Raw genomic sequence first — 25,067 nt, 5'->3', positions numbered from 1 at the left:
ACAAGAAATAATTTAAAATACTATATGTCGAATACAAACACAATTAATAATATGAATTTTAAGCATGTAAGCTACCTTTGGGATGAGGCTAAGGCAGCAGCATTAGCAGGTGATGAAGTAGCGCTTTTTATTTATCGTTCTAACTTGCTAGGGGCTGATTTAAGATTGACCAACTATGGTGGTGGAAACACTTCTGTAAAAATTACAGACAAAGATCCTCTTACTGGAGAATCTTCTGAAGTAATGTGGATTAAAGGTTCTGGCGGTGACATTGGAACGTTGACAAAATCAGGTTGTGCAGCTTTGTATTTGGACAGACTTCGTAATCTTGAAAATGTTTACAGAGGTATTGAGTTTGAAGATGAAATGGTAGAATTATTCAACCACTGTATTTTCGATTTAGCGTCAAAAGCGCCTTCTATCGATACGCCTTTACATGGTTTTCTTCCATTCAAACATATTGATCACTTACATCCAGACGCGGCAATTGCTATTGCTGCTGCAAAAGATGGAAAGAAAATCACAGAAGAATTATTCAACGGAGAAATTGGCTGGGTAGGCTGGCAGCGTCCAGGATTTGATCTTGGTCTTCAGTTGAGAGCTTGTTTAGAAGAAGCAGAAAAAAAAGGTAAAAAACTACGCGGCATCATGTTAGGTTCTCATGGTTTATTTACTTGGGGAGATACTGCGTTTGATAGTTATATCAATACGCTGGAAGTAATCGAGAAATGTGCTTCTTACTTAGAAGATAATTATGGAAAAACGCGTCCAGTTTTTGGAGGAAAGAAAATTGACAGTCTTCCAGAGGCAGATCGTAAATTGAAAGCAGCAAAAGTAGCTCCGATTTTAAGAGGTTTCTGTTCATCAGAGCGCCAAATGATTGGTCATTATACAGACGATGCAAGAGTTTTAGAATTCATTAATTCTAATGATCTTTCAAAATTAGCCCCATTAGGAACTTCTTGTCCAGATCACTTCTTGAGAACTAAAATAAGTCCTTTGGTTTTAGAATTAGATCCAAACGAAGATTTATCTGATGTTGCAGCTGTAAAAGCAAAATTACAGCCAGCATTCGAAGCATACCGTGCGATGTACAAAGACTATTACAATGCATGTAAAAAATCAAATTCACCAGCAATGCGTGACCCAAACCCAGTGGTTATTTTATATCCGGGAGTGGGTATGTTTACATTTGCTAAAGATAAAACAATGGCGCGTTTAGCATCTGAATATTATATCAATGCGGTAAACGTAATGAAAGGCGCTGAAGCCGTTTCAGAATATACGTCATTGCCACACCAAGAAGCTTTTGATATTGAATATTGGTTATTGGAAGAAGCAAAATTACAGCGTATGCCAAAACCAAAAGCATTGTCTGGAAGAGTAGCTCTTATAACTGGTTCTGCGGGCGGAATTGGTAAAGCTATCGCGAAAAAATTTGCTCAAGAAGGAGCTTGCGTGGTAATTAACGATATCAATGAAGAGCGTTTGGAAGGTGCTTCTGCAGAGTTTGTAAAAGCATTCGGAAAAGATGCTGTTTCGAGCACTTTATTGAATGTTACTGATGAAGTAAGTACAGAAAAAGCATTGGACGAAGCTTGTTTAGCTTTTGGAGGTGTTGATATTGTCGTGAATAATGCTGGAATCAGCATTTCTAAATCTATCGCAGAACATACTCTTGAAGAGTGGGATAGATTATACGATATTTTGGTTAAAGGACAATTTATTGTTTCTAAAGCCGGAATCGAAGTAATGCGCAAACAAGGTTTTGGAGGTGATATCGTAAATATCGTTTCTAAAAATGCTGTTGTGGCTGGTCCGAACAATCCTGGTTATGGTTCAGCAAAAGCGGCTCAAGCGCATTTAACACGTTTAATGGCTGCAGAACTTGGAGCTGACAAAATTCGTGTGAATACAGTAAATCCTGATGCTGTAATTTCAGATTCAAACATTTGGTCTGGAGGATGGGCAGAAGGTCGTGCAAAAGCATACGGAATTACAGTTGAAGAACTTCCGGCTTACTATGCAAAACGTACGTTATTAAATGAAATCATATTGCCTGATGATATTGCAAATGCTTGTTTCGCTTTTGTTGGAGGTTTCCTAAATAAATCTACAGGAAACGCCTTAAACGTAGACGGCGGCGTTGCAATGGGCTTTTATAGATAAAGATTGTTTAGGTTTTTATATAAGTTTGTTTAAGCAAAAGTGGTTTTTTGTGGTCTAGCGTTCGAATTCTTTCGAACGTTAGATTTTTTTAGCATATAACAATTCGCTTTAACAAACAAAACTTAACAAAAAAGTGAAGTACAACCAGAGTTTGGCTACTGTGAAATTTATAAGTTCAAAAAATATTTAAAATACACTAAGATTTAGAAGGCGAATCCGTAAAATCCACGTCTAAAAACTAGGTATTGTGTGTTAAAAAAATATACTAAACGTATAAAATTTATATATTGTAAACTCTATAAAAAGATAAATAACTATGTTAATCTCATCAAACCACATCGATTCTCATAACGGGGATTTAATTAAAAAACACGAAAATAAGCTAATTTTTACGGCATCAGAAATAAATGATACAGAAGCGATTATTCAAAAATTAATCGATTTTCAAATTGCAATTCCATCTTGGGCCTTAGGAACTGGAGGAACACGTTTTGGACGTTTCGCTGGTGGAGGAGAGCCTCGTTCATTAGAAGAGAAAATTGAAGATGTTGGATTGCTTCATAAGCTTAACAGTGCGTCTGGTGCGATTTCACTTCACATTCCGTGGGATATTCCAACAAATTATAATGAAATAAAAACATTAGCAGCACAGCACGGATTGAAATTTGATGCGATGAATTCGAACACATTTCAAGATCAAGCAAACGCTGAGCATACTTATAAATACGGTTCTTTACAAAACGTGAATAAAGCAGTCCGCAAACAGGCAATTGCTCACAACATAGAAGTAATTAAACACGGAATCGAATTAGGATCAGAGTCTTTGACAGTTTGGCTGGCAGACGGTTCTAATTTTCCAGGACAATTAAATTTTAGAAAAGCGTATCAAAATACATTAGAAAGTTTAGAGGAAATCTACGATGCATTACCTTCAAATTGGAAATTATTCTTAGAATACAAATGTGCAGAACCTAACTTTTATTCAACAACTGTAGCAGATTGGGGACAATCTTATTCGTATGTGAAAAAATTAGGAGATAAAGCGCAGACTTTGGTTGACTTAGGACATCACTTGCCAAATGCTAATATCGAGCAGATTGTTTCTTTATTATTGATGGAAAACAAATTAGGAGGTTTCCATTTTAATGATTCAAAATATGGAGACGACGATTTAACAGCAGGCGCATTAAAACCATATCAATTATTCTTGATTTTTAATGAATTGGTAGAAGGAATGGACGCAAGAGGAATGAATCATGCTAAAGATTTAGGCTGGATGATTGATGCTTCTCACAATATCAAAGATCCATTAGAAGATTTATTGCAATCTGTTGAAGCGATTATGATTGCTTACGCACAAGCACTTTCTGTTGATAGAAAAGCATTAGAACAAGCTCAAGAAGAAAATGACGTGGTAAAAGCGCAGGAAATTCTTCAGAATGCTTTCCGTACAGATGTTCGCGCATTGGTAGCTGAAGCTCGTCTTCGTTCTGGCGCAGCATTAAATCCAGTAGCGTTATATCGTTCGCTTCAAGTTAGAGAAAATCTAATTGACGAAAGAGGTTTAAAAACAGTAGCAACGGGATTATAATTATCAATTATCAATTATCAATTGATAATTGATAATTAACAATTTACAATTAAAAAAAATGAATGTAGTTGCGATTTTTGATATTGGCAAAACAAACAAAAAGGTTTTTTTATTTAACGAAAATTACAAAATTGTCTGGGAGAAATCGGTTAATCTTGATGAGACCACAGATGAAGATGGTTTTCCTTGCGAAGATATCGAAGTACTGAAAAACTGGATTTTAGATCGATTATCTGAAATAAAAGAGCTGACAGATTATGTTTTAAAAGCCATCAATTTCAGCACTTACGGAGCCAGTTTTGTTTATATAGACAAAAACGGAAAAGTTTTAACTCCTCTGTATAATTATCTGAAAGATTATCCAGAGGATTTAAAATCTGATTTTTATAAAAAATACAAAGGAGAAAAAAAGTTTGCTGTAAAAACAGCTTCTCCAGTTTTGGGCAGTTTAAATTCGGGAATGCAGATTTACCGATTAAAAGAAGAAAAGCCAGAAATCTTCGAAAAAGTGAAATACTGCCTGCATCTGCCGCAGTTTTTAAGTTTTCTTTTAACGAATGAAGCATACGCCGATATTACAAGTATTGGCTGTCATACTAATTTATGGAATTTCAAAAAAATGAAATATCATAAATGGCTGAAAGAAGAAGGCATTTTAGATAAAATTCCGCCAATGCATTTTGGTAAAGATGTTATCAAAAATGCTGATAATCTTGCCATTGGCGTTGGACTTCACGATAGTTCATCAGCGATTATTCCGTACACAATCAATTTTACAGAGCCTTTCGTTTTATTGTCAACAGGAACTTGGAGTATTTCTCTAAATCCCTTCAATACTAAACCGTTAACTTTTGACGAATTACAAAACGATTGCCTTTGCTATATGCAATACACCAACAAGCCAGTAAAAGCGGCGCGTTTGTTTGCAGGAAACGAACATGAAGTACAGACCAAACGTTTGGCAAAGCATTTTAATGTTCCAGTTGATACATACAAAGAAGTTTATTTTGATAAGAAAATTGTAGCTAATTTGAGAGCTCTTAATTATCAGATTATCTATCCTAAAAAATACGATTTTGATATTCTAAAAGAATGTCCTTTTCAAAAAAGAGAGCTTTCATATTACAAAGATTACGAAACAGCTTATCATCAATTGATGCTGGATTTGGTAGAACAACAAGTTTTTTCTACCAATTTGGTAATTCATAACAGTCCGGTAAAAAAGATTTTTGTGGATGGCGGTTTCAGTAAAAATTCGATTTACATGAATTTATTGGCAGAAGCTTTTCCAGATGTTGAGGTTTATGCGGCTTCGATGGCACAGGCAAGTGCATTGGGAGCAGCATTATCCATTCATCAAAACTGGAATCCAAAACCAATTCAAAACGATTTAATTGACTTGAAATTCTATAAACATTAGGTTAAAACGGTCTGTATGTTGTAAATTTGCTGAGAAACGTATTTTTTACATTTACAGTACACGCCTAATGAACAACACACTAAATACTACAATATGAAAATTGGACTTTTTATACCTTGTTATGTCGACCAATTTTACCCAAAAGTAGGAATTGCAACCTACGAATTACTCCAAAAATTAGGTTGTGATGTCGAATTTCCGATGGGACAAACCTGCTGCGGACAGCCAATGGCAAATAGCGGTTACGCACATTTGACAAAAGGATGCGATGCCAATTTTATTGCCAATTTTTCTGGATTTGATTACATCGTCTGTCCTTCTGGAAGTTGTGTTTTGCATGTGAAAGACCATTTGCATGACGAAAAACAAGAAGAGAAAGCGACAGCAATTCGAAATACAGTTTACGAACTTACCGAATTTATTACCGACGTTTTAAAAATCGATCACATTGACGGAAGATTTCCTTATAAAGTAGGAATGCACGTAAGCTGTCACGGTCAACGCGGATTAAAGCTTTCGCAAATGTCTGAATTAAACGCGCCATTTTTCTCTAAACCAGAACAACTACTACACAGTATAAAAGACCTTGATTTGGTAGCTCTAACCAGAAAAGATGAATGCTGTGGTTTTGGAGGAACTTTCTGTGTGACTGAAGAAGCCGTTTCGGTAAAAATGGGGCAAGATCGTATTAAAGATCACGAAAGTCATGATGTGGATTATATTACAGGAGGTGATATGTCTTGCTTAATGCATTTGGACGGAATTCTAAAAAGGCAGAAAAGCAGAATTAAAACCATTCACATTGCTGAAATATTAAATTCACTCGAAAATTAATTTTTTCTACCATTAAGAAATTAAGTCATAAAGCTTGGTTAAATATTTCTTAGTAAAAAAATAAGAGATTTAAGAGATTTTAAAAAACTTAATTTTCTTTTAATCATAAAGAAATTAAGTTCATAAAGTTTAGCTTAATTTATTTAATATCTTAATGGTAAAAACAACTTTTATAAGATGTCATCAGAAAAAACAATACCGCACAGCGAAGCCGCAGCAAAGTTCAATAAAGATGTAGAACGTGTCAATTGGCACGATGAAACGCTTTGGTTTGTGCGTGCTAAAAGAGATAAATCAGCGCACCAAATAGCAGATTGGGAATTGCTTCGCGAAACGGCTTCTCAAATAAAATTTAATGTACTTTCTAATATTCATGATTATTTAGTCGAGTTTGAAGCTAATGCGCAACGAAACGGAATAATTGTACATTGGGCTGCCGATGCAAAAGAACACAACGAAATTGTACATTCTATCATGGCAAAACATGATGTAAAGCAAATGGTGAAATCCAAATCGATGCTTACAGAAGAATGCCATTTAAACGATTATTTAGCCGAAAAAGGAATAGAAGTAATTGATTCAGATTTAGGAGAATATATTGTACAGCTTCGTAAAGAACCGCCAAGTCATATTGTACTTCCTGCGATTCACTTAAAGAAAGAAGATGTAAGTGAGACTTTTCACGAACATTTAGGTACAGAAAAAGGAAATTTCAATCCGCAGTATTTGACAGAATCAGCTCGCCAGAGTTTGAGAAATACTTTTTTGACTAGAAAAGTAGCTTTAACAGGAGTTAATTTTGCTGTTGCAGAAACAGGAGAATTTGTGGTTTGCACCAATGAAGGAAATGCCGATATGGGCGCGCATTTAGCAGATGTTCATATCGCCTGCATGGGATTTGAAAAACTGATTCCGAAAAGAGAACATTTAGGTGTTTTCTTGAGATTATTAGCAAGAAGCGCAACTGGACAGCCAATTACGACTTTTTCAAGCCATTTCAAGAAGCCAAGAGACGGAAAAGAAATGCACATTGTAATTGTGGACAACGGAAGAAGCACGCAATTAGGAAGAGAAGATTTTAGAAATTCATTGAAATGTATTCGTTGTGGAGCGTGTATGAATACTTGTCCCGTTTACAGACGAAGCGGCGGACACAGTTATCACAATGCAGTTGTAGGACCAATTGGTTCTATTTTGGCGCCAAATTTAGATATGAGCAAAAATGCCGATCTGCCTTTTGCTAGTACGCTTTGCGGTTCGTGTACCAATGTTTGTCCGGTAAAAATTGATATTCATGATCAATTGTACAAATGGCGTCAGGTTTTGGTAAAAGAAGGGCATACGCCAAAAGCCAAAACCATTGCGATGAAAACAATGGCGACCGTTTTGGCAAATCCGACCGTTTTTAATATTGCCGGTAAATCAGGGCGATTTGTAATGAAGAATATTCCAGGAATGGTCAATAATAAAATGAACAAATGGTATGATCAGCGAGAAATGCCAGATGTTCCAGAAGAATCTTTTAGAGAATGGTACAAGAAAAATTCGAGAGAATCTAAAGCAAAAGGAGATGAGTAGTAAAGGTGAAATTTTAAAAAGAATAAAACTGAATCAACCCGATTTGGTTTCAGAACTGCCAGATCTTACAGTTTTAGGTTCAGAACAATTTGATGTGTTAGAAACGTATAAAACGGTTCTGAAAGGCATTGGAGGAGAGCCTGTAGAAGTTGCAGATTATAATGAAATCATCAATTACATCAAATCCAATTATAATCTTGAGAAAAGACTGATTACAACCCTTCCAGAACTTTCAGAGATTGCTTCTTTAGACTGGAAAACAGTAGATCCGCATTCACTTCAGGATGTTGAATTAACGGTTGTAAAAGCACATTTTGGAGTAGCAGAAAACAGCGGACTTTGGGTAACTGATGATATTTTAGGACAGCGTGTTGCTCCTTTCATTGCACAATATTTAGCTATTATTGTTCATAAAAAAGATCTTGTTCCAACAATGCAGCAAGCGTATCAAAGAATTGGAAACATGGAATATGGTTTTGGAACTTTTATTGCAGGTCCGTCAAAAACAGCAGATATTGAGCAATCTCTCGTTCTTGGCGCTCACGGAGCAAGGGGATTGATCGTGTTTTTATTGGATTAAGTTTTTCATCTTATTGCAAGGTGAAAATATTCGCATAGAAATAAAGCTCAGTAGGGAATAGTTTATTAAAAAGAAAAGACTAAACATAGAATGCAGGAATGTTTGCCATTTCTGCATTCTTTTTTTAAAATTTTCCTAAAATTAGCTTATAATTGTACTCTTTACACGAATATAAGAATGTACATTTTGAAGCGTTTAGTTCTACATCTTCTACTGTTAATTGGATTTTCTTGGGTAGGATATTCGCAGGATTATCCCATCAAATTTCTTGACATATCAGACGGTTTGTCTAACAATTCCATTACCACAATTTATCAGGATAAGGAAGGCTATATGTGGTTTGGAACCTATGATGGCTTAAACCGATATGACGGATATAATTTTAAAGTTTTTAGAAACCGAATCAACGATAAAAAATCTCTTTTATTCAATACCATTTATAATATAGAGGGTGACTCTAGAAATAATATCTGGGTAGGAGGAACCAGCGGAATTTGTATTTACGATAAAACAAAAGCATCATTTCATACGGTTCAATATACGCTGTGGAACGATAATCCCAAAGTGCTACAAGATATTATACATCAGATGCGCTCCGTGTCAGATAATTTGGTTTTGGTTGCTTCGCAGAAATTAGGATTATTGGCTTTTGAAAATGGTTCTTTCACAGGAAAACATATCCCGCTCAACGCATTAGGAAATAAGATTACGATTTCTAATTATGATGCTATTGCAATTCAGGAAAATAAAGAAAAATCAGGATGTTGGGTATACGTGCGCAATGTTGGAGTTTGCTCTTACAATTATAAAGCAAAAGACTTAAAAATTATTTTTCCACTTTCAATAGGAGTAAAGGCCATTAAACTTTCTTCTGACGGAAATCTTCTGTTAGGAACAGACGAAGGTTTGTTTTTAATGAATACCAAAACAGGTTCTGTTTCAGAAAATTATTTCACCAATAAATGCAGCGTTACAGATGTTATAGTAGATAAAAAAGGAAAAATTTGGGTTACAACAGATGGTTGTGGCATTTTCTACATTAATCCGAACACTAAAAAGCTTCTTTCTTATAACGAACAATTAGCCAAAAGCAATTCGGTTTGGAGTTTATACGAAGACCAATCAGGCAATAAATGGTTTGGCTCACTTCGTGGCGGAATAAGTATGCTGAGTGATACACCAAAATATTTTAAAAGTGTTCGTTATAATGCCACAGATCCAGCAGACAATTTTATTTTATCTTTTTGCGAAGATGAAAATAAGAATGTTTGGGTCGGTACAGACGGTGCAGGCTTAAAATATTGGGATAGAAAAAACAACAGTTATACAAATTATGGAAATTCTCTGTCTAGTCCTTTTATAACAGGAATAGTTCGTGATAATACTAACGATATCTGGATTTCAACTTGGGCTGGAGGAATCAATAAAATAAACAAGAGTACGAATAACGCTAAAAAATATTCTTGCTATAATCCTTATACCAAACAAATTGAGAAAAATATCTGGTTTGTCTTTAAAGATTCAAAAGCAAATATTTGGGCAAGTTCGACAAATGAAGGTACGCTGTATCTTTTAAATCGAAAAAAAGATGTCTTTGAACCTTTCGATAAAAGAATCGACAACCTGCAGTGTATGATTGAAACTTCTGATGGAAAGTTATGGGCAGGAAATTATACTTCGCTCTTATCTATTGACAAAAATACTCGAAAAATCACTAAAAAAGTAATTGGAAATCCTATCAGATGTATTCATGAAGACAAGGATAAAAATCTTTGGGTTGGAACTCAAGAAGGAGGTCTGCTTTTATTTGACCGAAAGACCAATACTTTTAAAAGATTAACAATAGACGATGGTTTGCCTTCAAACTCCATTCTAAGGCTTTTGGAGGATCAAGAAGGAAACTTGTGGATGAGTACTTATAATGGAATCTGCCGATACGATAAAAAGACTAAAACATTCCGTAATTTTTCTGTAAATGACGGACTTCAAAGCAATCAATTTAGTTTTAATGCTGGAATAAAACTATCATCTGGGGAATTTCTTTTTGGAGGCATAAACGGTTTTAATGTTTTTTATCCCCATACAATAAAAGGCTTTATCCAAAAAAATAATGTCTTGCTAACAGATTTTTACGTCAATAATCAGCTTATTGAAGAAAGTAAAGCTGAGGTTGATGTGAGTTCTAATAAAATCAAAGAAGTTAGCTTGGAATACGATCAAACCACTTTGTCATTAGAATTTGTGGCGCTAGACTACAATAATGCAGATAAGATAAATTATGCCTATTTTTTGGAAGGTTGGGATCAGCAGTGGAACTATGTGGGCCAAACCAGAAAAGCAAATTATTCGCGACTTCCAGAGGGGAAATACACCTTTAAAGTAAAGACAACCAATTTTCAAGGCGGATGGAATAAAGAAGTAAGTCTGGTTTCTATAACAGTTTTACCGCCTTGGTATAGAACTTGGTGGGCTTATGCCTTATATCTTTTAGCAATTGGGGGAATACTATTTTTATACTTGGATTATAACAAAAACAAAGAAAAATTAAAGTATAAGGTTAAAATCGCAGAGCTTGAAAGCAAGAAAGAAAAAGAGATTGCCGAAAAGCAGTCGTCTATGTTTACTTATATTTCGCATGAATTTAGAACACCGCTTTCGCTGATTATTAATCCGCTGAAAAAAGCAGTTCAAAAAGAAATTGTCGAAAAGGGCTCTTCTGGAAGTGATTTGGCAATTGCTCATCGAAATGCCAGAAGACTTTTAAGTTTGGTAGATCAATTACTTTTACTAAGAAAAGCAGAAAACGATGCCGATTCCTTGCGTTTGTCTCCAATAGATGTAAATAATCTTTCGAATGAAGTGTATCAATGCTTCGTCAATCAGGCAAAGGAAAAACAGATTAGTTATAATTTTATTATTCCAGAGCACGAAATTACCATTATTGGGGATTATGAAAAGATTGAAATTTCACTGTTTAATTTAATGTCAAATGCTTTTAAATACACGCCAATTGGAGGCGAAATCAATTTGACAGTAACTGAAAATGATGATGAAGTTTTTCTTGAAATAAGTGATAGCGGAGATGGAATTGATAAAAAAGATATTGATGTTATTTTTGAAAAATTCAGACAAATTAATTCGAAAGTTTCAGTTGGAACTGGTTTTGGCATTGGACTTTATATTGTTAAATATTTCGTTGACAAACATAAAGGATCTGTACTCTGCAGCAGTGAAAAAGGAAAGGGAAGTACATTTAAATTGGCATTTTTAAAAGGAAACAGTCATTTTGAGGATATAGAAATTACCAATGAAAAACCACAGCGAAGCCAATTATTTGATGAATTGATTCCAGATGAAATCGAAGAGCCGATTCCTGCTGCAGTAACTTCTATTGCCGACAGTGATTTTAAGAAGACTATGTTAAGCGATAAGCGAACCGTTTTGATTATTGATGATAATGCAGAAATTAGAGCGTACCTTATTAAGCTTTTTGCTGATAATTATATAGTCTACAGTGCTGAAAATGGCGAAGAAGGTTTAAAAATGACCAAAAAACATATGCCAGATCTTGTCATTAGCGATATTACAATGGAAGCTATGGACGGTTTAGAGCTGTGCCGAAGAATTAAAGAAGATAACGCTCTATCACATATTCCCGTTATTTTATTGACAGCATCTAAAAATCCAGAAACTCATTTGCAAGGAATTAATGAGGGCGCAGATGACTATATCACAAAACCATTTGATGATGATATTCTCACAGCAAGAGTCGATTCTCTATTGCGAAATCGCCATAACTTGCGAACCTATTTCTTAGATAGTATAACATTAAAAGAAAATACTCAGAAAGTTCCTGTTGAATATCAAGAGATATTAAAAAAATGTATCGAAATTGTTGAAGCTAATATTCATAAAAAAGATTTCACGATTCGAACTTTTGCCCTTGAAATGGGAATGAGCCACAGAACGCTTTATACTAAGATCAAAATTATTTCTGGTCAAACCTTAAATGCTTTTATTCGTTCTTTGCGAATCAGAAGGGCAGCGATGCTGATGCTGACTGAAGATATGAATATTACTCAGGCGAGTACCGAGGTTGGATTTGAAGATCCGAAATATTTCAGGCAGCAGTTTGTAAAACTTTTTGGAATGACTCCTTCAGAATATATCAAAAAGTATAAAACGTCATTCAATTCTGACTTGAATATCATTAAATAGGCTCTAGATTCATTTTTACTGTTGCAGAATCAGCTGCTTTTTTTAGTGAAAGCTTGAATTTTTTTTATCCAGCTCAAACGTTTTAGCTTAAAAACTGCATTTTATTCAATAATTATATATTTTGTAAAAAATCCCACATGATTTTAAATACTCTTTAAAATTTAATTCAAAATAATGGTTAATTACAATTTTGACCTCCTTTTTTTTCCAATTTACCCCTCATTAGAAGTTTTATTTAAACATTTCTTTGCAGTAATAGCAATCAACAAATAGGTTTTGCTGTTAGTCATAAGTGTTAATTAAGATAGTTAGTTATCTGTTTAAAGAACTGAGCACTCTTTAAACTTTCAGATCAGTAGTGGTTGGTTTTCATTACTTATCATCCCGCAGTTTATTTAGGCTGCGGGTTACTTAAAAAAGACATTTATTATAAACGGAAAGAAATAAAAAGAAATATCTAACCATGTAACCAAACTCAAATAATATGAAAATGACCACATAATAATCGTTTTACTTTTTTTACCGCCTCACATAAAAAAAGCATTACCTCGAGTAACCTACGAGATTTAAAAAACAAACTTTGACTTTTAGAAAAAAAACTAACTAACCTAACCTCAAAAATTAAAGAAATGAAAAAAAATGTATTTTTATTTTTTCTTGCTCTTTTTGGCCTTCTCGTAACAGGATGCCAAAATAATGAATCAGGATTTCCAAGTTCTGATAATCCTACGGTGGTAGTTTCTACAAAAGAGATTTATGGAGCTCCGAGTAGAAAATTTGAAATTAAAGCTGCGCTTGCAGACGATTTAGGATTAAAAAGCGTACAAATTCAGATTCCAGAATTATCTCTGGATAAAGTGATTTCTTTTGGAACAGATCCGCTTTTAAAATCGTATGATTTAAGTTATTTTTTTGAAATTCCTGCAGATCGAGGAACATCGGAATCTTTCAAAATTAAACTAGCTATTACAGACGTTTCAGGCAATGTTGTCACCGAAGAGATTAATCTGCGTTTAGATGGTGAGTTTGCGGCTCCCAGCATAACAATGATTACACCAAAAGAAGGAGCAGTTATTTTATTGTCTACAAGTAATGAAATGCCAATAAATTTTGTAGTAAACGATGATTCAGGAATCGATTATGTACAAGTAAAATGCGAAGCTTTAGGAATCGATGAAATGATTCAGTTGTCAGGATCTCCGCAGTCATATACATTCAACAAAACATATAAATTGCCAGTAACTGCTGCTAATTATGTTTTAACAATTACTGCTAAAGATAAATTTGCGATTCCAAATTCAGGAGCACTAAACGTAAATATTGTGGCTACTAATGAATATCCAGCTATCTATTTATGCGATCAGCCAAAAGGGACTAATCTGACTACAGATGCAGTTGGAGTTCCGATGTATTTCCATGAAAAAAGCGGACAGGATTTCGAATTCAAGTATTACGCCGATAAAGACAACAAAGAAGTATATTTCTTAGGTCAGGAATCTGATTTTGCCCCTCATTGCTTTGGTTTAAATGCTTCTGGAGAATTAGTAGATGATGTGGCTTCAACGCCAATTATTTTGCCAACAAAAGGATATTATAAAATCAAAGTAAATCCAAATACTTTAAAATATACTGCTGAGAAATATACTCCAATAAGTAAAGTTTGGGCAGATATTGCAAATGGTTTATGGCATGATGATGCTGCGTTAAGAAAACCATTTGTAAGTGTTTGCGGTGGCGGAATTCAAGGAGCAACTTGGGATACTTGGGATGCCTGGACTCAAAAAAGTTTACACTTAACTAATAATCCTGCCAATCCATATCAATTGGTTGGAGAATACACTTTAACGGGAACTATAGAAGCAACTTTCACAGGCCAATGGTGGGATCCTTCTTGGAGATTAATTAAAAATGGAATTGCAACCATGTCGCCGGGAGAAAATGGAAATGCGAAATATCCTGCCGCTCCAGGTGTTTACAAAGTAGTCTTAGATACCGAATTGGAAAGAGTATTTATAACAAAAAAATAGTTGGTTATAACGTAGTTGTAACATTAAACAAATAAAACAGCTTGATATGAAATTTAAATATATAGGATTTTTTATTGCCCTTTTGTGTACTGCTGTATCTTTTGGACAAATAAAAATAAAAGGTACTGTTAAGGATAAAGCCAATGTGCCGATTCCAGGAGTAAATGTAATAGTAAAAGGAACTTCGACATCGGCAGCAACTGATTTTGATGGAAATTATACTATCAGTGTTCCAAACAAAAATGCACAAATCGAATTCTCGTTTGTAGGTTTTACTTCCCAAATTGTCTCGGTTGGAGATAAAACAGAAATTAGTGTAGTAATGCAGGAATCAAGTCAAGCATTAGATGAAATAGTGGTAGTAGGTTATGCGGCCGTAAAAAAGAGCGACGTTACGAGTTCGATTTCTTCTGTAAAAGGAAAAGAATTGCAAACTATGACTGTTGGTAACGTAGCAGAATCGCTTCAAGGAAAAGTTTCTGGAGTGCAGGTTACGGGACAAGGAGGTCCAGGAGCGCAGCCAAGAGTTTTAATTCGTGGTATTTCGACTTTAAATTTAAACACAGATCCATTGTATGTAGTAGACGGAATTCCGATGGGAACAAGCATCAATTTCTTAAGCAACAACGAAATTGAATCTATGGAAGTTTTAAAAGATGCTTCTGCAAGTGCTATTTACGGTTCTCGCGCGTCTAACGGAGTTATTTTGATCACCACTAAAAAAGGTAAAGAAGGCAAAACCAGATTTACTTTCGATTTAAGCTCTGGTATGCAGATTATGAATAATCCATACGATATGGCTGATGCTGAAACTTATGCTCGAATAATGAATACGGCCAACAATAATTCAGGTTATGCTGATTATCTGCCAAATCCGTCACAATACAGAGGAAAAACGATAGATTGGTGGAAGGAAGGAATTAGAAAAGGAACACCCGTTACCAATGCTTCTTTAGGAATTTCAGGAGGCTCTGACAAACATACTTACGGAATAAGTCTGAATTATTATAATTCTGAATCTATTTACGGTATAGGCGGATGGGAAAGAATAACAATGAGAATTGCCAACGATTTTAAATTCTCAAAAAAGCTGTCAGCAGGAATTACATTAAATCCGCGTTATGAAACTTGGGGAGCACCTGGAAACTGGGCTGACTTCGATAAAATTGATCCCATTACGCCAATTTACAAACCAGCAGATCAGTTGAACGGAACAGAAAATGAATACAGCATTTATGCAAGATCTCCATCTTATGTATGGAATCCGGTTGCAGCTGTAAAAAGATATGATGACTATACCGATCAGTACAATTTAAACACAAACGGATATTTACAGTACGAGCCAATAAAAGGTTTAGTGATTCGTACACAAGCATCTGTTGAGGTTGGAGACAAAGTGAGAAATAAATTCGTTCCAGATTTTGTAATTGACGCAGCTCACGAAAAACAAGAAATTAATACCGTTGAAAAATGGAATACTACAAATGTAGATTGGACTTGGCAGAATACGATTACGTACTCTAGAAAATTTGCAGAAAAACACCATGCTTCTTTAATGGTGGGTAATACCATGGAAGAGTATAACGGCAATGATCTTTGGGGATATGGAGAAGGGGTGCCAAACAACTCAGATTCTATGAGAGAGTTAAATGCGGCAACCAAAAATAAAGACAGTAAAGGAAACAGCTGGTCAAGTTCCTTAATGTCTTATATCTCTCGTTTTTCTTATAATTATGATGAAAAGTATTATTTCACTGGAACATTTAGACGTGATGGCTCTTCCAAATTTATGACCAATAACAAATGGGCAAATTTCCCTTCTGCATCGGTTTCCTGGAGAATTTTAAACGAAGGCTTTATGGAATCTGCCAAAGATTTCGTTAGCGATTTAAGATTAAGAGCAGGATGGGGTAAAGTAGGAAATCAAGGTTTGCCAGATGCGGTTTATCAATCAAATATTGGGCAAGGATATTATGTAATTGGCGGAGGGGTTGTTGATACTTCTTTTCCTTCTTCAATGGCAAATAAAGACATTAAATGGGAAACGGTAGAAGATATGAGTTTTGGTTTGGATTTCGGTTTCTGGAAAAACAAACTTTCAGGCTCTTTGGAATATTATAAAAAGAAAACCAATGACATGCTGTTCTTAAAACAGTTTCCAACGTATAGCGGATTTCCAGATTATTCAAGAATGTGGACCAATGTTGGTTCTATGCAGTCAAGCGGTATCGATTTGCTTGTTTCTTATAAAGATAAAAAAGGTGATTTCTCTTATGGCGTAGACGTAACTTTTACAACGGTGAATGTAGATATGGTATCGCTTTCTTCTGATGGAGAAAGATTATACGGATCAGGAAACAGAACCTTAACTGTTAAAGGTGACGTTCCTGGGTATTTCTACGGATATGTGGCAGATGGATTGTTCCAAAACCAAACGGAATTAAACTCGCATACAGATGAGCACGGAACGAAATTACAGCCGTATGCACAAGTAGGAGATGTTCGCTTTAAAGATTTAAACGGCGATGGAAAAATAGATGAAAAAGACAGAACAAAAATTGGTTCTCCGTGGGCTGATTACAACATTGGTTTGAATTTAAATTTTGCTTACAAAGGATTTGATTTAGTGGCCAATTTCTATTCAAGTATCGGAAATGAAATCGTTAACCAGAATATATCGGATTTATACAATGGTGCAAGTTTAACTAACAAAGTAAGCGGATTAGAACAGATGGCTTGGCATGGTGAAGGAACTTCGAATTATATTCCTCGTTTGTCTAAAGATGATAACAATGAAAACTTTACCAAATTCTCTTCTCTTTATGTTGAAGATGGTTCTTTTGTCCGCATGAAAAACTTTCAGGTGGGATACTCTTTCTATAACAAATTTGGACTGGATAAATTGAGAGTATCATTGTCAGGACAAAATTTATGGACATGGACAAAGTATACAGGAGTTGATCCTGAGGTTGCTGGAGGAGATCCTAATCAGGGAGATAGAGTAAAAGGATCAGGTTTTGGAGGATGGAATTATCCAGTACAGCCAACAATCTTGATGGGACTTAATGTTGCATTTTAATCAAAACGATCATGAAAAAAATAATAGTATCAATAATAGCTTTTTCTCTATTAGCAGTTTCTTGCAGCGATTTTATTGAAAAAGAACAGAGAGGAACACAGACTTTAGAAAATTATTTTCAAACCGCGCAAGAATGCGAAAATTATGCCAATGAGTTAACACAGAGATTGTTGCTGGCCAAAGATTGGTGGACACTAACAGCTCCAAGAGTGACCAACGAAATGTCTACAGATGACGCTTGGATGGGAAATACAGGACAAGACAGCGGAGCTCATAGACCATGTTCGCAATACATTATTACTCCTGACAATATGGGAGATATGAATAGTATTTATACTGCGCATTATTATACCATTCAATCTGCAAACATTGGTTTAGAAAGAATGGCTAAATCGCCAATTACAGATGCCCAGAAAAACCAATATATGGGAGAATCTTTATTTGTGCGTGCATATTGCTACTACGAATTGGTAAATCTCTTTGGAGGTGTTCCTTTATATACAAAATCATTAGGAACAGGAGATTTAACTTTACAGAGAAGTTCTGCTTCAGAAGTATATGCGCAAATTGAAACCGATCTTAAAGATGCGGCGGCTAAATTAGAAAGTGCTCCTGTAAATAGAGACGGCAGAATAAACAAATGGGCGGCTTATGCTTTATTGGCACGTGTTTCTTTATTTCAAGAAAAATGGGCTGAGGCAAAAACCTATTCGAACAAAGTTATCACAGAAGGACCTTTTCAGTTAGAGGCAGATTTCTTAAATATCTGGAATGTCAACAATCATAACGGAGTAGAATCTATTTTAGAAGCGCAGTCATCTTCTGTTCAAAATAGAGATTTAGGAGCGGCTTTGCCAACTTTATCTGGAGCAAGAGGAGAAGACAAGAAGAATTTCCCGAGCAATGATGCTGCTGATGTTTTAGACGGATGGGGATGGTGTATGCCAACAAGTGACTTAGAAAATGCTTATCTTTCTGAAAATGATGTGATTCGTCGTAGAAGTACTATCACAAAATGGGGAGAAGCAGCTTATGGAGATGAAGTTTTAAACCCAACACATAAGTTTAGCTTAAACGATAATAAATCAGGACGTATTTGCCGTAAATATTATATTCCGATTGCAACTCGTCGTTCTTTAGATAAAAAAGACGGACACTTACCACTAAACATTCCATTAATTCGTTTGGCTGAAATGTATTTGACAAGAGCAGAAGCAAATTATCATTTAGGTGGAGATGCTTTAGCAGATATCAACATCATTAGAGCACGTGTGAAATTGGATCCAAAAACAGGAATTTCGGGACCAACTTTATTGAGACAAATCTACAAAGAACGCCGTTTAGAATTGGCTTTTGAAGGATTGCGTTTATTTGATATCCGCCGCGAAAAAGATCCAACAACAGGAAGACCGGTTATAGAATCTTTAATGGGACCAAACGGAACTTTTGTGAAATACAATTTAAGTTCTACAGATCCATATGAAACAACTAACTTGAGAGAACCGCAAGACAAAGGAATCAATTTTGATCCTTCTAAACACTTATTGTGGCCAATTCCGCAAGTAGAAATCGATTTAAGTGGTAATGTCATTAAACAAAATCCTGGATACTAACATGAAGTTTAATAATCAAAATAAAGTGAGTCTGCTGTGTGCAGGCTTACTTTTCGCAAGTTCCCTTTTTGTAAGCTGTGATGCTGAAAAATCTGAAAATTCAGGTTCAGAAAATGCTGTGGCGGAATTGAATGTGAGTTTAGACATGAATCTTCAAACCATGGAAAGTTTTGGAGCTTCGGATGCTTGGCAATGTAATTTTATTGGAAAAAATTGGCCTACTGATAAAAGAAATAAAATAGCCGATTTATTATTCAGCCAAGGTATGGATGCTGACGGAAATCCAAAAGGAATTGGATTGTCTTTGTGGCGTTTCAATCTTGGGACAGGAAGCGCAGAACAAGGTGACGCAAGTGATATTACAGACGAATGGAGAAGAACGGAATGCTTTACTGCTGATGGAGTTTCGTACAATATGTCAAAACAAGCAGGTCAGGTTTGGTTTATGAAAGCCGCGAAAGAACGTGGTGTAGACAAACTTTTAGCTTTTGCCAACAGCGCACCTGTTTATTTGACTCAAAATGGAAAAGCCCATGCGACGATCAAAGAATTTTACAATTTAAAAGAAGGTAAAATGCCAGATTTGGCCGATTTCTGGGCAACATCCTTAGAAAAGTTAAAAACAGAACATGGTTTGACTATTGATTATGTGAGTCCGTTTAACGAACCGCAATATGAATGGGATGGTTCTGGACAAGAAGGTTCTCCAGCGACCAATGCTAATATTTATAGTTTTGTAAATGTCCTTTCGCCAAAATTACAATCAAAAGGCTTAGATGCAAAAATTGTAGTGGGAGAGGCTGGGTCTTATGAATCTTTATACAAAACTGTTTCAGGAAAAGAAAGCAGATCCAATCAGATCGATTATTTTTTTGCTGCTAATTCTTCTAAAAATATTGGCGGTTTGAGCAATGTAAAAAAGACAATTTCTGGACATAGCTATTGGCAGGCTTGGCCGTTGCAAGAAATGATTTCTTCCAGACAGTCAGCAGCTGCGAGAATTCAATCGGTTGGTGGAGTTAGTCTCTGGTCATCTGAATATTGTGTGTTAGAAAGTCCGGGAACTGCTGAACTTCCGGGCGGATCAGGCGCAGGAAGAGATTTAGGAATGTCATTGGCGCTTTGGACAGCACGCATCATCAGCACAGACATTGCTGTTGGAGGTGTCACATCTTGGCAGTGGTGGACGGCAGTAAGTCGTGGTGATTATAAAGATGGATTAATTCACGTAGATGATGGAGCAAGCAACGGAGCAGGAAATGCCGATTACTGTAAAAATGACGGATACATCAGAGATTCTAAAACACTTTGGGCTTTAGGAAACTTTTCGTTCTTCGTTAAACCAGGAATGGTAAGAGTTCAAATTCCTAGTGTTGACAATTCAACTGCTTTGAATGATGTTATGGTTACGGCTTATAAAGATGCGACAAATAAAAAACTGGTAATTGTTGCCGTTAACATAAGCAAATCGGCGAAAGCCTACAAATTAAATTTTTCAGGCGGAGCTGTAACAGATAATAAATTAACGCCTTATACAACTTCTGAAACATTGAGTTTGAAAAAAGGAACAGCGGTTGATGTTTCTGGTTTTGAAATTCCAGCGAGATCTATAGTAACTTACGTAGGAACGTATAAATAAAAATAAAAAATTAACCGCAAAGTCGCAAAGACAAAAAACGTAATCCCGATAGCTATAGGGAGCAAAGCTAAAAATAAGCTTAGCGAACCTTGCTATAACTTGGCGTCTTTGCGGTTAAAAAACAAAAATATAAATGAGGAAAATATATCTCTCGCTTTTATTGGTAATTAGTTCGCTGTCTTTTGCACAGCGAACCGTTACCATCAGCACAGATAATGTAGTACAAACCATGGACGGTTTTGGAGGTTCTGATGCTTGGAGAACGCAATTTGTGGGTAAAAACTGGCCAGAACAGAAAAAAAATGCCATTGCAGATTTATTGTTTAGCAAAGAAATCGATGCGCAGGGAAATCCAAAAGGAATTGGACTTTCGATTTGGAGATTTAATCTAGGCGCTGGAAGTGCAGAGCAAGGAGAAAACAGTAAAGTTTCGGACGAGTGGAGAAGAAGTGAATGTTTCCTAAATGCTGATGGAACTTACGATTTTTCAAAACAGGAAGGCCAAAGATGGTTTCTGCAGGCAGCCAAAAAACGCGGAGTAGAAAAATTCCTGATTTTTACCAATAGTCCGCCAGTGCATATGACGAACAACGGATTGTCTTTTGCTTCTCAAAAGAATAAACTGAATCTAAAAGATGGTGCAATTCCAAAATTTGCTGATTTCTTAGTTCAAAGTATTCAGGGATTGGAGAAAAAAGAAGGAATCAAATTCGATTATGTAAGTCCGATAAACGAACCGCAATGGGAATGGATGCCAAAAAATGGGGATACCAACAGTCAAGAGGGAACACCAGCGACCAATCAGGAAATATATGATTTGACCAAATCACTTTCAGAGAAACTGAAAGCTAAAAAACTGAACACCGAAATCGTAATTGCAGAAGCAGCGCAAATCGATTATTTATATGAAAATGTAAATGCCGAAAATCGTGACAATCAGATCGATTATTTCTTCGGAAACACTAAGACCAATGTGACAAAATTTTCAAACGTAAAAAATGTAATTCTCGGGCATAGTTATTTTACTACTTGGCCAATTGAAAGACAAGTTTTAAGTCGAAAATTGATTGCCGCAGAAGTAAAACAAAAACCAGGATTAAAATACTGGCAGTCGGAATATTGCATTTTAGAAAATCCGGGAGAAGCTGAAATTCCGGGAGGTTCTGGCGGCGGAAGAGATTTAGGAATGCAGACTGCTTTGTTTGTAGCCCGTTTAATTCATAATGATATTGCCGTTGCCAATGCCGCATCATGGCAATGGTGGACTTCTATTACAAGAGTTGATTACAAAGACGGCTTAATTTATCTGGATGATGGAAAAAGTAACGGAGGTACGGCTCCAGATTATGTGAGAAATGATGGAGAATTTCACGATTCAAAACTGCTTTGGGCTTTAGGCAATTATTCGCTTTTTGTACGTCCGGGAATGCAGCGAGTTGATGTTCCAAACCAAAATGAATTGGATAAAGCAAACGATGTAATGCTGACCGCTTACAAAGACGTTCAAAATAAAAAACTGATTGTAGTAGCTGTAAACTGCGGAAAATCAGCTCATAAGTATAAAATCGAACTATCAAAAGGAACTTTAAAAAACAATGAGTTCATTCCTTACATAACTTCTGATGCATCAAATTTAAAAAGAGCTGAAGTTCAAAAAAATGGAAATTTAGAAATTCCTGCAAGGTCAGTAGTGACGTTTGTGGGAGAATTGCAATATTAAAAAATTGTTTCAAGTTTCAGGTTTCACGTTCAAACCTAACTTGAAACTTGAAACCTGAAACAAAAAATAACTAAAAACATGTTAACTAAGAAAACTCTAATTCCCGTCCTTCTCTTTTCGTGTGTATCGGCATTTAGCCAGATATCATTTGGAGATTCTAAAAAAATAAATGACAGCTGGAAATTCAATCTTCAAGAAACTCCAGATGCAAAAAATGTTGTTTTTGATGATACTAAATGGCAGAGTGTAAATGTACCGCACGATTGGAGCGTAAAAGGCCAGCTGAGTCCAACTCTGGCAAGCTGTACAGGTTATCTTCCGGGAGGGATTGGCTGGTACAGAAAATCAATCAATATTCCGCAAAGCAAAGCGGGAGAAAAAGTGTATTTGTATTTTGAGGGAGTTTACAACAGAAGCGAAGTTTTTATCAATGGAAAATCATTAGGAAAACGTCCAAACGGCTATATTTCATTCGCTTATGATGCTACACCTTTTGTGAAATTTGGAGGAGAAAACACCATTTCAGTACGTGTTGACCATAGTCAAAGTGCCGATTCAAGATGGTACACTGGTTCAGGAATTTACAGAAATGTTTGGTTGGTTTATGCAAACCCAGTTCACATTGCACAATGGGGTGTATATGCTTATCCAGAAGTGAAAAAAGGTGCTGGAACATTGAACGTTGAGGTTGATGTAGAAAATGGTTCTGCTTCTAAATCTACATTGACTGTTGTAAACGAACTGTTTTCAAAAGATGGAAAATCGGTTGGAAAAACAACTTCTAAAGTTGAAGTGGCAGCAAATCAAAACGGAAAAATTTCAGCCAAAATCAACGTTAAGAATCCTCAATTATGGGATTTAGACAATCCGAATTTATATCAGTTAAAAACAACCGTTTTACAAGACGGTAAAGAAATAGACAAAGCGGTAACTCAAACAGGTTTTAGAAGTTTTACATTCGATCCAAATAATGGTTTTGCCCTTAACGGAAAATGGATGAAAATGAAAGGCGTTTGCTTGCACCATGATGCGGGAGTTTTAGGATCTGCAGTTCCAAGAGAAGTTTGGGTAACTAGATTAAAAACCCTGAAAGAAATTGGAGTAAACGCAATCCGTACTAGCCATAACCCGCAAGCGCCAGATTTCTATGAACTTTGCGATGAATTGGGATTATTGGTTTTAAACGAAGCTTATGACGAATGGGAGTTTCCAAAACGCAAATGGCTAGAAGGATGGAATTATGGAACACCTGGATTTGAAGGCTCGTTTGATATTTTTGCTGATTGGGCAGAAAAAGATTTAGAAGATTTTGTACGCCGTGACAGAAACCATCTTTCCGTTTTTGGATGGAGCATTGGCAATGAAGTGGATTATCCAAACGATCCGTATTCTCACCCAGTTTTAGATCAGGGAAAAAACGGATTCGGACAGGCTGCTTATGGAGGCTATAAAAAAGACGCTCCCGATGCCATGCGACTTGGAGCAATTGCAAAACGTTTGGTGGCTGCAATAAAGAAATACGACAAATCTCGCCCGACAACAGCAGGTTTAGCTGGAGTTGCCATGTCTAACGAAACAGAATATCCAGGCGCTTTAGACATTACAGGCTATAATTACACAGAAAGCAAATATCAGTCAGATCACGAAAAATATCCAAAGCGAGTGATTTTTGGAAGTGAAAATGTACATGATATGGAACCTTGGCTCGCAGTAAAAAATAACAAACATATTTTCGGCCAGTTCCTTTGGACAGGAATCGATTATTTGGGAGAATCAGGAAGATGGCCTTCACGAGGATTTTACTCAGGTTTAGTTGATTTTGCTGGAATTATCAAACCAAGAGGCTATTTCCGCCAGTCATTATGGTCAGATAAGCCGATGGCTTATTTGGGAACTTATCCATTAGTAAATGAAAAAGATGTTTCTAAAGACGCATGGGCAATCTGGAATTACGAAAACGGTCAAAAAATCCGTGTGGTTTGTTATACCAATGCAGCAAAAGCACGTCTGGAATTGAACGGGAAAGTAGTGGGAGAAACGAAACCCTACGATGAAAAAACGGGAATAATCTATTGGGATATTCCGTTTGCTTCAGGAAAATTAGAAGCAGTTGGTTTAGATAAAAGTGATAAGGAAGTAAGCCGTTATGCCATTACTTCTACTCAACAGCCATTTGAGTTAACTATTGCCGATAAGGATATCACCATTAGTAAAGATAAAGGCGTTGCTAAAATTATGGTTCAGGTAAAAGACCAAAACGGACTTCCAGTAATGCTTTCAGACAACGAAGTGACTTGCACCATCAATGGAGCAGCGACTTTATTAGGTTTGGAAGCAGGAAACAATAGCGATATGACCGATTACACAGATAATGTACAGCGTGTTTTCCACGGACATATAGCAGCATATATTCAGGCAAATGGAGATTCGACAGCGCCAATAAAAGTAAAATTTACAAGCCAGTGGCTAAAACCTGTTGAGGTTACTGTAAATGTGAAATAAGAAAGCAAGAAAAGACCTGACAGGTTTTTAAAACCTGTCAGGTCTAATTTTTGTCTGCAACAATAAAATTTCATTATATTTAAAGTGTAAAAACCAC

General features: G+C 35.9%; 13 protein-coding genes. All 13 read left to right on the top strand.

The features are described 5' to 3' along the window. The first annotated feature begins 24 nt into the window (after positions 1–24). The 13 genes from FF52_RS17600 (at position 25) to FF52_RS17540 (ending at position 24,970) form a co-directional block, all read left to right on the top strand. Entirely contained in the window at positions 25–2,169 is a 2,145-nt protein-coding gene (locus tag FF52_RS17600; protein WP_008467631.1) for a bifunctional rhamnulose-1-phosphate aldolase/short-chain dehydrogenase, read from the top strand. A gap of 316 nt (positions 2,170–2,485) precedes the next feature. Further along, positions 2,486–3,760, top strand: coding sequence for a TIM barrel protein (locus FF52_RS17595; protein ID WP_008467630.1), 1,275 nt, complete (start codon positions 2,486–2,488; stop codon positions 3,758–3,760). 58 nt (positions 3,761–3,818) lie between these two features. Further along, positions 3,819–5,180, top strand: coding sequence for an FGGY-family carbohydrate kinase (locus FF52_RS17590; protein ID WP_008467629.1), 1,362 nt, complete (start codon positions 3,819–3,821; stop codon positions 5,178–5,180). A 93-nt stretch (positions 5,181–5,273) separates the two neighbouring features. Then, positions 5,274–6,014, top strand: coding sequence for a (Fe-S)-binding protein (locus tag FF52_RS17585; protein ID WP_008467628.1), 741 nt, complete (start codon positions 5,274–5,276; stop codon positions 6,012–6,014). Positions 6,015–6,191: 177 nt separating this feature from the next. After that, the gene (locus FF52_RS17580) at positions 6,192–7,592 is read left to right on the top strand and encodes a lactate utilization protein B (protein ID WP_008467627.1); all 1,401 of its coding nucleotides are present in this window, start codon (positions 6,192–6,194) and stop codon (positions 7,590–7,592) included. Beyond that, on the top strand, positions 7,585–8,172 hold the full coding sequence (locus tag FF52_RS17575) for a LutC/YkgG family protein (protein ID WP_008467626.1): 588 nt from the start codon (positions 7,585–7,587) through the stop codon (positions 8,170–8,172). The genes FF52_RS17580 and FF52_RS17575 overlap by 8 nt, the downstream gene beginning before the upstream one ends. A 177-nt stretch (positions 8,173–8,349) precedes the next feature. Then, complete coding sequence (locus FF52_RS17570; protein WP_035691823.1) at positions 8,350–12,390, top strand: two-component regulator propeller domain-containing protein; 4,041 nt, start codon at positions 8,350–8,352, stop codon at positions 12,388–12,390. 629 nt (positions 12,391–13,019) lie between these two features. Beyond that, positions 13,020–14,417, top strand: a complete 1,398-nt coding sequence (locus tag FF52_RS17565) for a hypothetical protein (protein WP_008467622.1) — start codon at positions 13,020–13,022, stop codon at positions 14,415–14,417. Between the two features lie 46 nt (positions 14,418–14,463). Continuing rightward, a complete protein-coding gene (locus FF52_RS17560) occupies positions 14,464–17,496 on the top strand; it encodes a SusC/RagA family TonB-linked outer membrane protein (protein WP_008467621.1) in 3,033 nt (1,010 codons plus the stop codon). An 11-nt stretch (positions 17,497–17,507) separates the two neighbouring features. Further along, positions 17,508–19,109: a RagB/SusD family nutrient uptake outer membrane protein gene (locus tag FF52_RS17555; RefSeq protein ID WP_008467619.1), complete on the top strand. Its 1,602-nt coding sequence runs from the start codon at positions 17,508–17,510 to the stop codon at positions 19,107–19,109. Between the two features lies 1 nt (position 19,110). Next, complete coding sequence (locus FF52_RS17550) at positions 19,111–20,748, top strand: glycoside hydrolase (RefSeq protein WP_035691861.1); 1,638 nt, start codon at positions 19,111–19,113, stop codon at positions 20,746–20,748. 133 nt (positions 20,749–20,881) lie between these two features. After that, entirely contained in the window at positions 20,882–22,468 is a 1,587-nt protein-coding gene (locus FF52_RS17545) for a glycoside hydrolase (protein WP_008467616.1), read from the top strand. 78 nt (positions 22,469–22,546) lie between these two features. Further along, entirely contained in the window at positions 22,547–24,970 is a 2,424-nt protein-coding gene (locus FF52_RS17540; RefSeq protein ID WP_008467614.1) for a sugar-binding domain-containing protein, read from the top strand. The last annotated feature ends 97 nt before the right edge of the window (positions 24,971–25,067 follow it).

Source organism: Flavobacterium sp. F52 (genome assembly GCF_000278705.1).
GTDB classification, from domain to species: Bacteria; Bacteroidota; Bacteroidia; order Flavobacteriales; family Flavobacteriaceae; genus Flavobacterium; species Flavobacterium anhuiense.
This window is presented reverse-complemented; position numbering and strand designations above follow the sequence as displayed.

What these genes read in the sequence shown, in the direction of transcription:
- FF52_RS17550 (WP_035691861.1), top strand. Translation starts at nt 19,111, where the DNA reads ATGAAGTTTAATAATCAAAATAAAGTGAGTCTGCTGTGTGCAGGCTTA.
- FF52_RS17570 (WP_035691823.1), top strand. Translation starts at nt 8,350, where the DNA reads ATGTACATTTTGAAGCGTTTAGTTCTACATCTTCTACTGTTAATTGGA.
- FF52_RS17580 (WP_008467627.1), top strand. Translation starts at nt 6,192, where the DNA reads ATGTCATCAGAAAAAACAATACCGCACAGCGAAGCCGCAGCAAAGTTC.
- FF52_RS17565 (WP_008467622.1), top strand. Translation starts at nt 13,020, where the DNA reads ATGAAAAAAAATGTATTTTTATTTTTTCTTGCTCTTTTTGGCCTTCTC.
- FF52_RS17600 (WP_008467631.1), top strand. Translation starts at nt 25, where the DNA reads ATGTCGAATACAAACACAATTAATAATATGAATTTTAAGCATGTAAGC.
- FF52_RS17540 (WP_008467614.1), top strand. Translation starts at nt 22,547, where the DNA reads ATGTTAACTAAGAAAACTCTAATTCCCGTCCTTCTCTTTTCGTGTGTA.
- FF52_RS17545 (WP_008467616.1), top strand. Translation starts at nt 20,882, where the DNA reads ATGAGGAAAATATATCTCTCGCTTTTATTGGTAATTAGTTCGCTGTCT.
- FF52_RS17560 (WP_008467621.1), top strand. Translation starts at nt 14,464, where the DNA reads ATGAAATTTAAATATATAGGATTTTTTATTGCCCTTTTGTGTACTGCT.
- FF52_RS17595 (WP_008467630.1), top strand. Translation starts at nt 2,486, where the DNA reads ATGTTAATCTCATCAAACCACATCGATTCTCATAACGGGGATTTAATT.
- FF52_RS17590 (WP_008467629.1), top strand. Translation starts at nt 3,819, where the DNA reads ATGAATGTAGTTGCGATTTTTGATATTGGCAAAACAAACAAAAAGGTT.
- FF52_RS17555 (WP_008467619.1), top strand. Translation starts at nt 17,508, where the DNA reads ATGAAAAAAATAATAGTATCAATAATAGCTTTTTCTCTATTAGCAGTT.
- FF52_RS17585 (WP_008467628.1), top strand. Translation starts at nt 5,274, where the DNA reads ATGAAAATTGGACTTTTTATACCTTGTTATGTCGACCAATTTTACCCA.
- FF52_RS17575 (WP_008467626.1), top strand. Translation starts at nt 7,585, where the DNA reads ATGAGTAGTAAAGGTGAAATTTTAAAAAGAATAAAACTGAATCAACCC.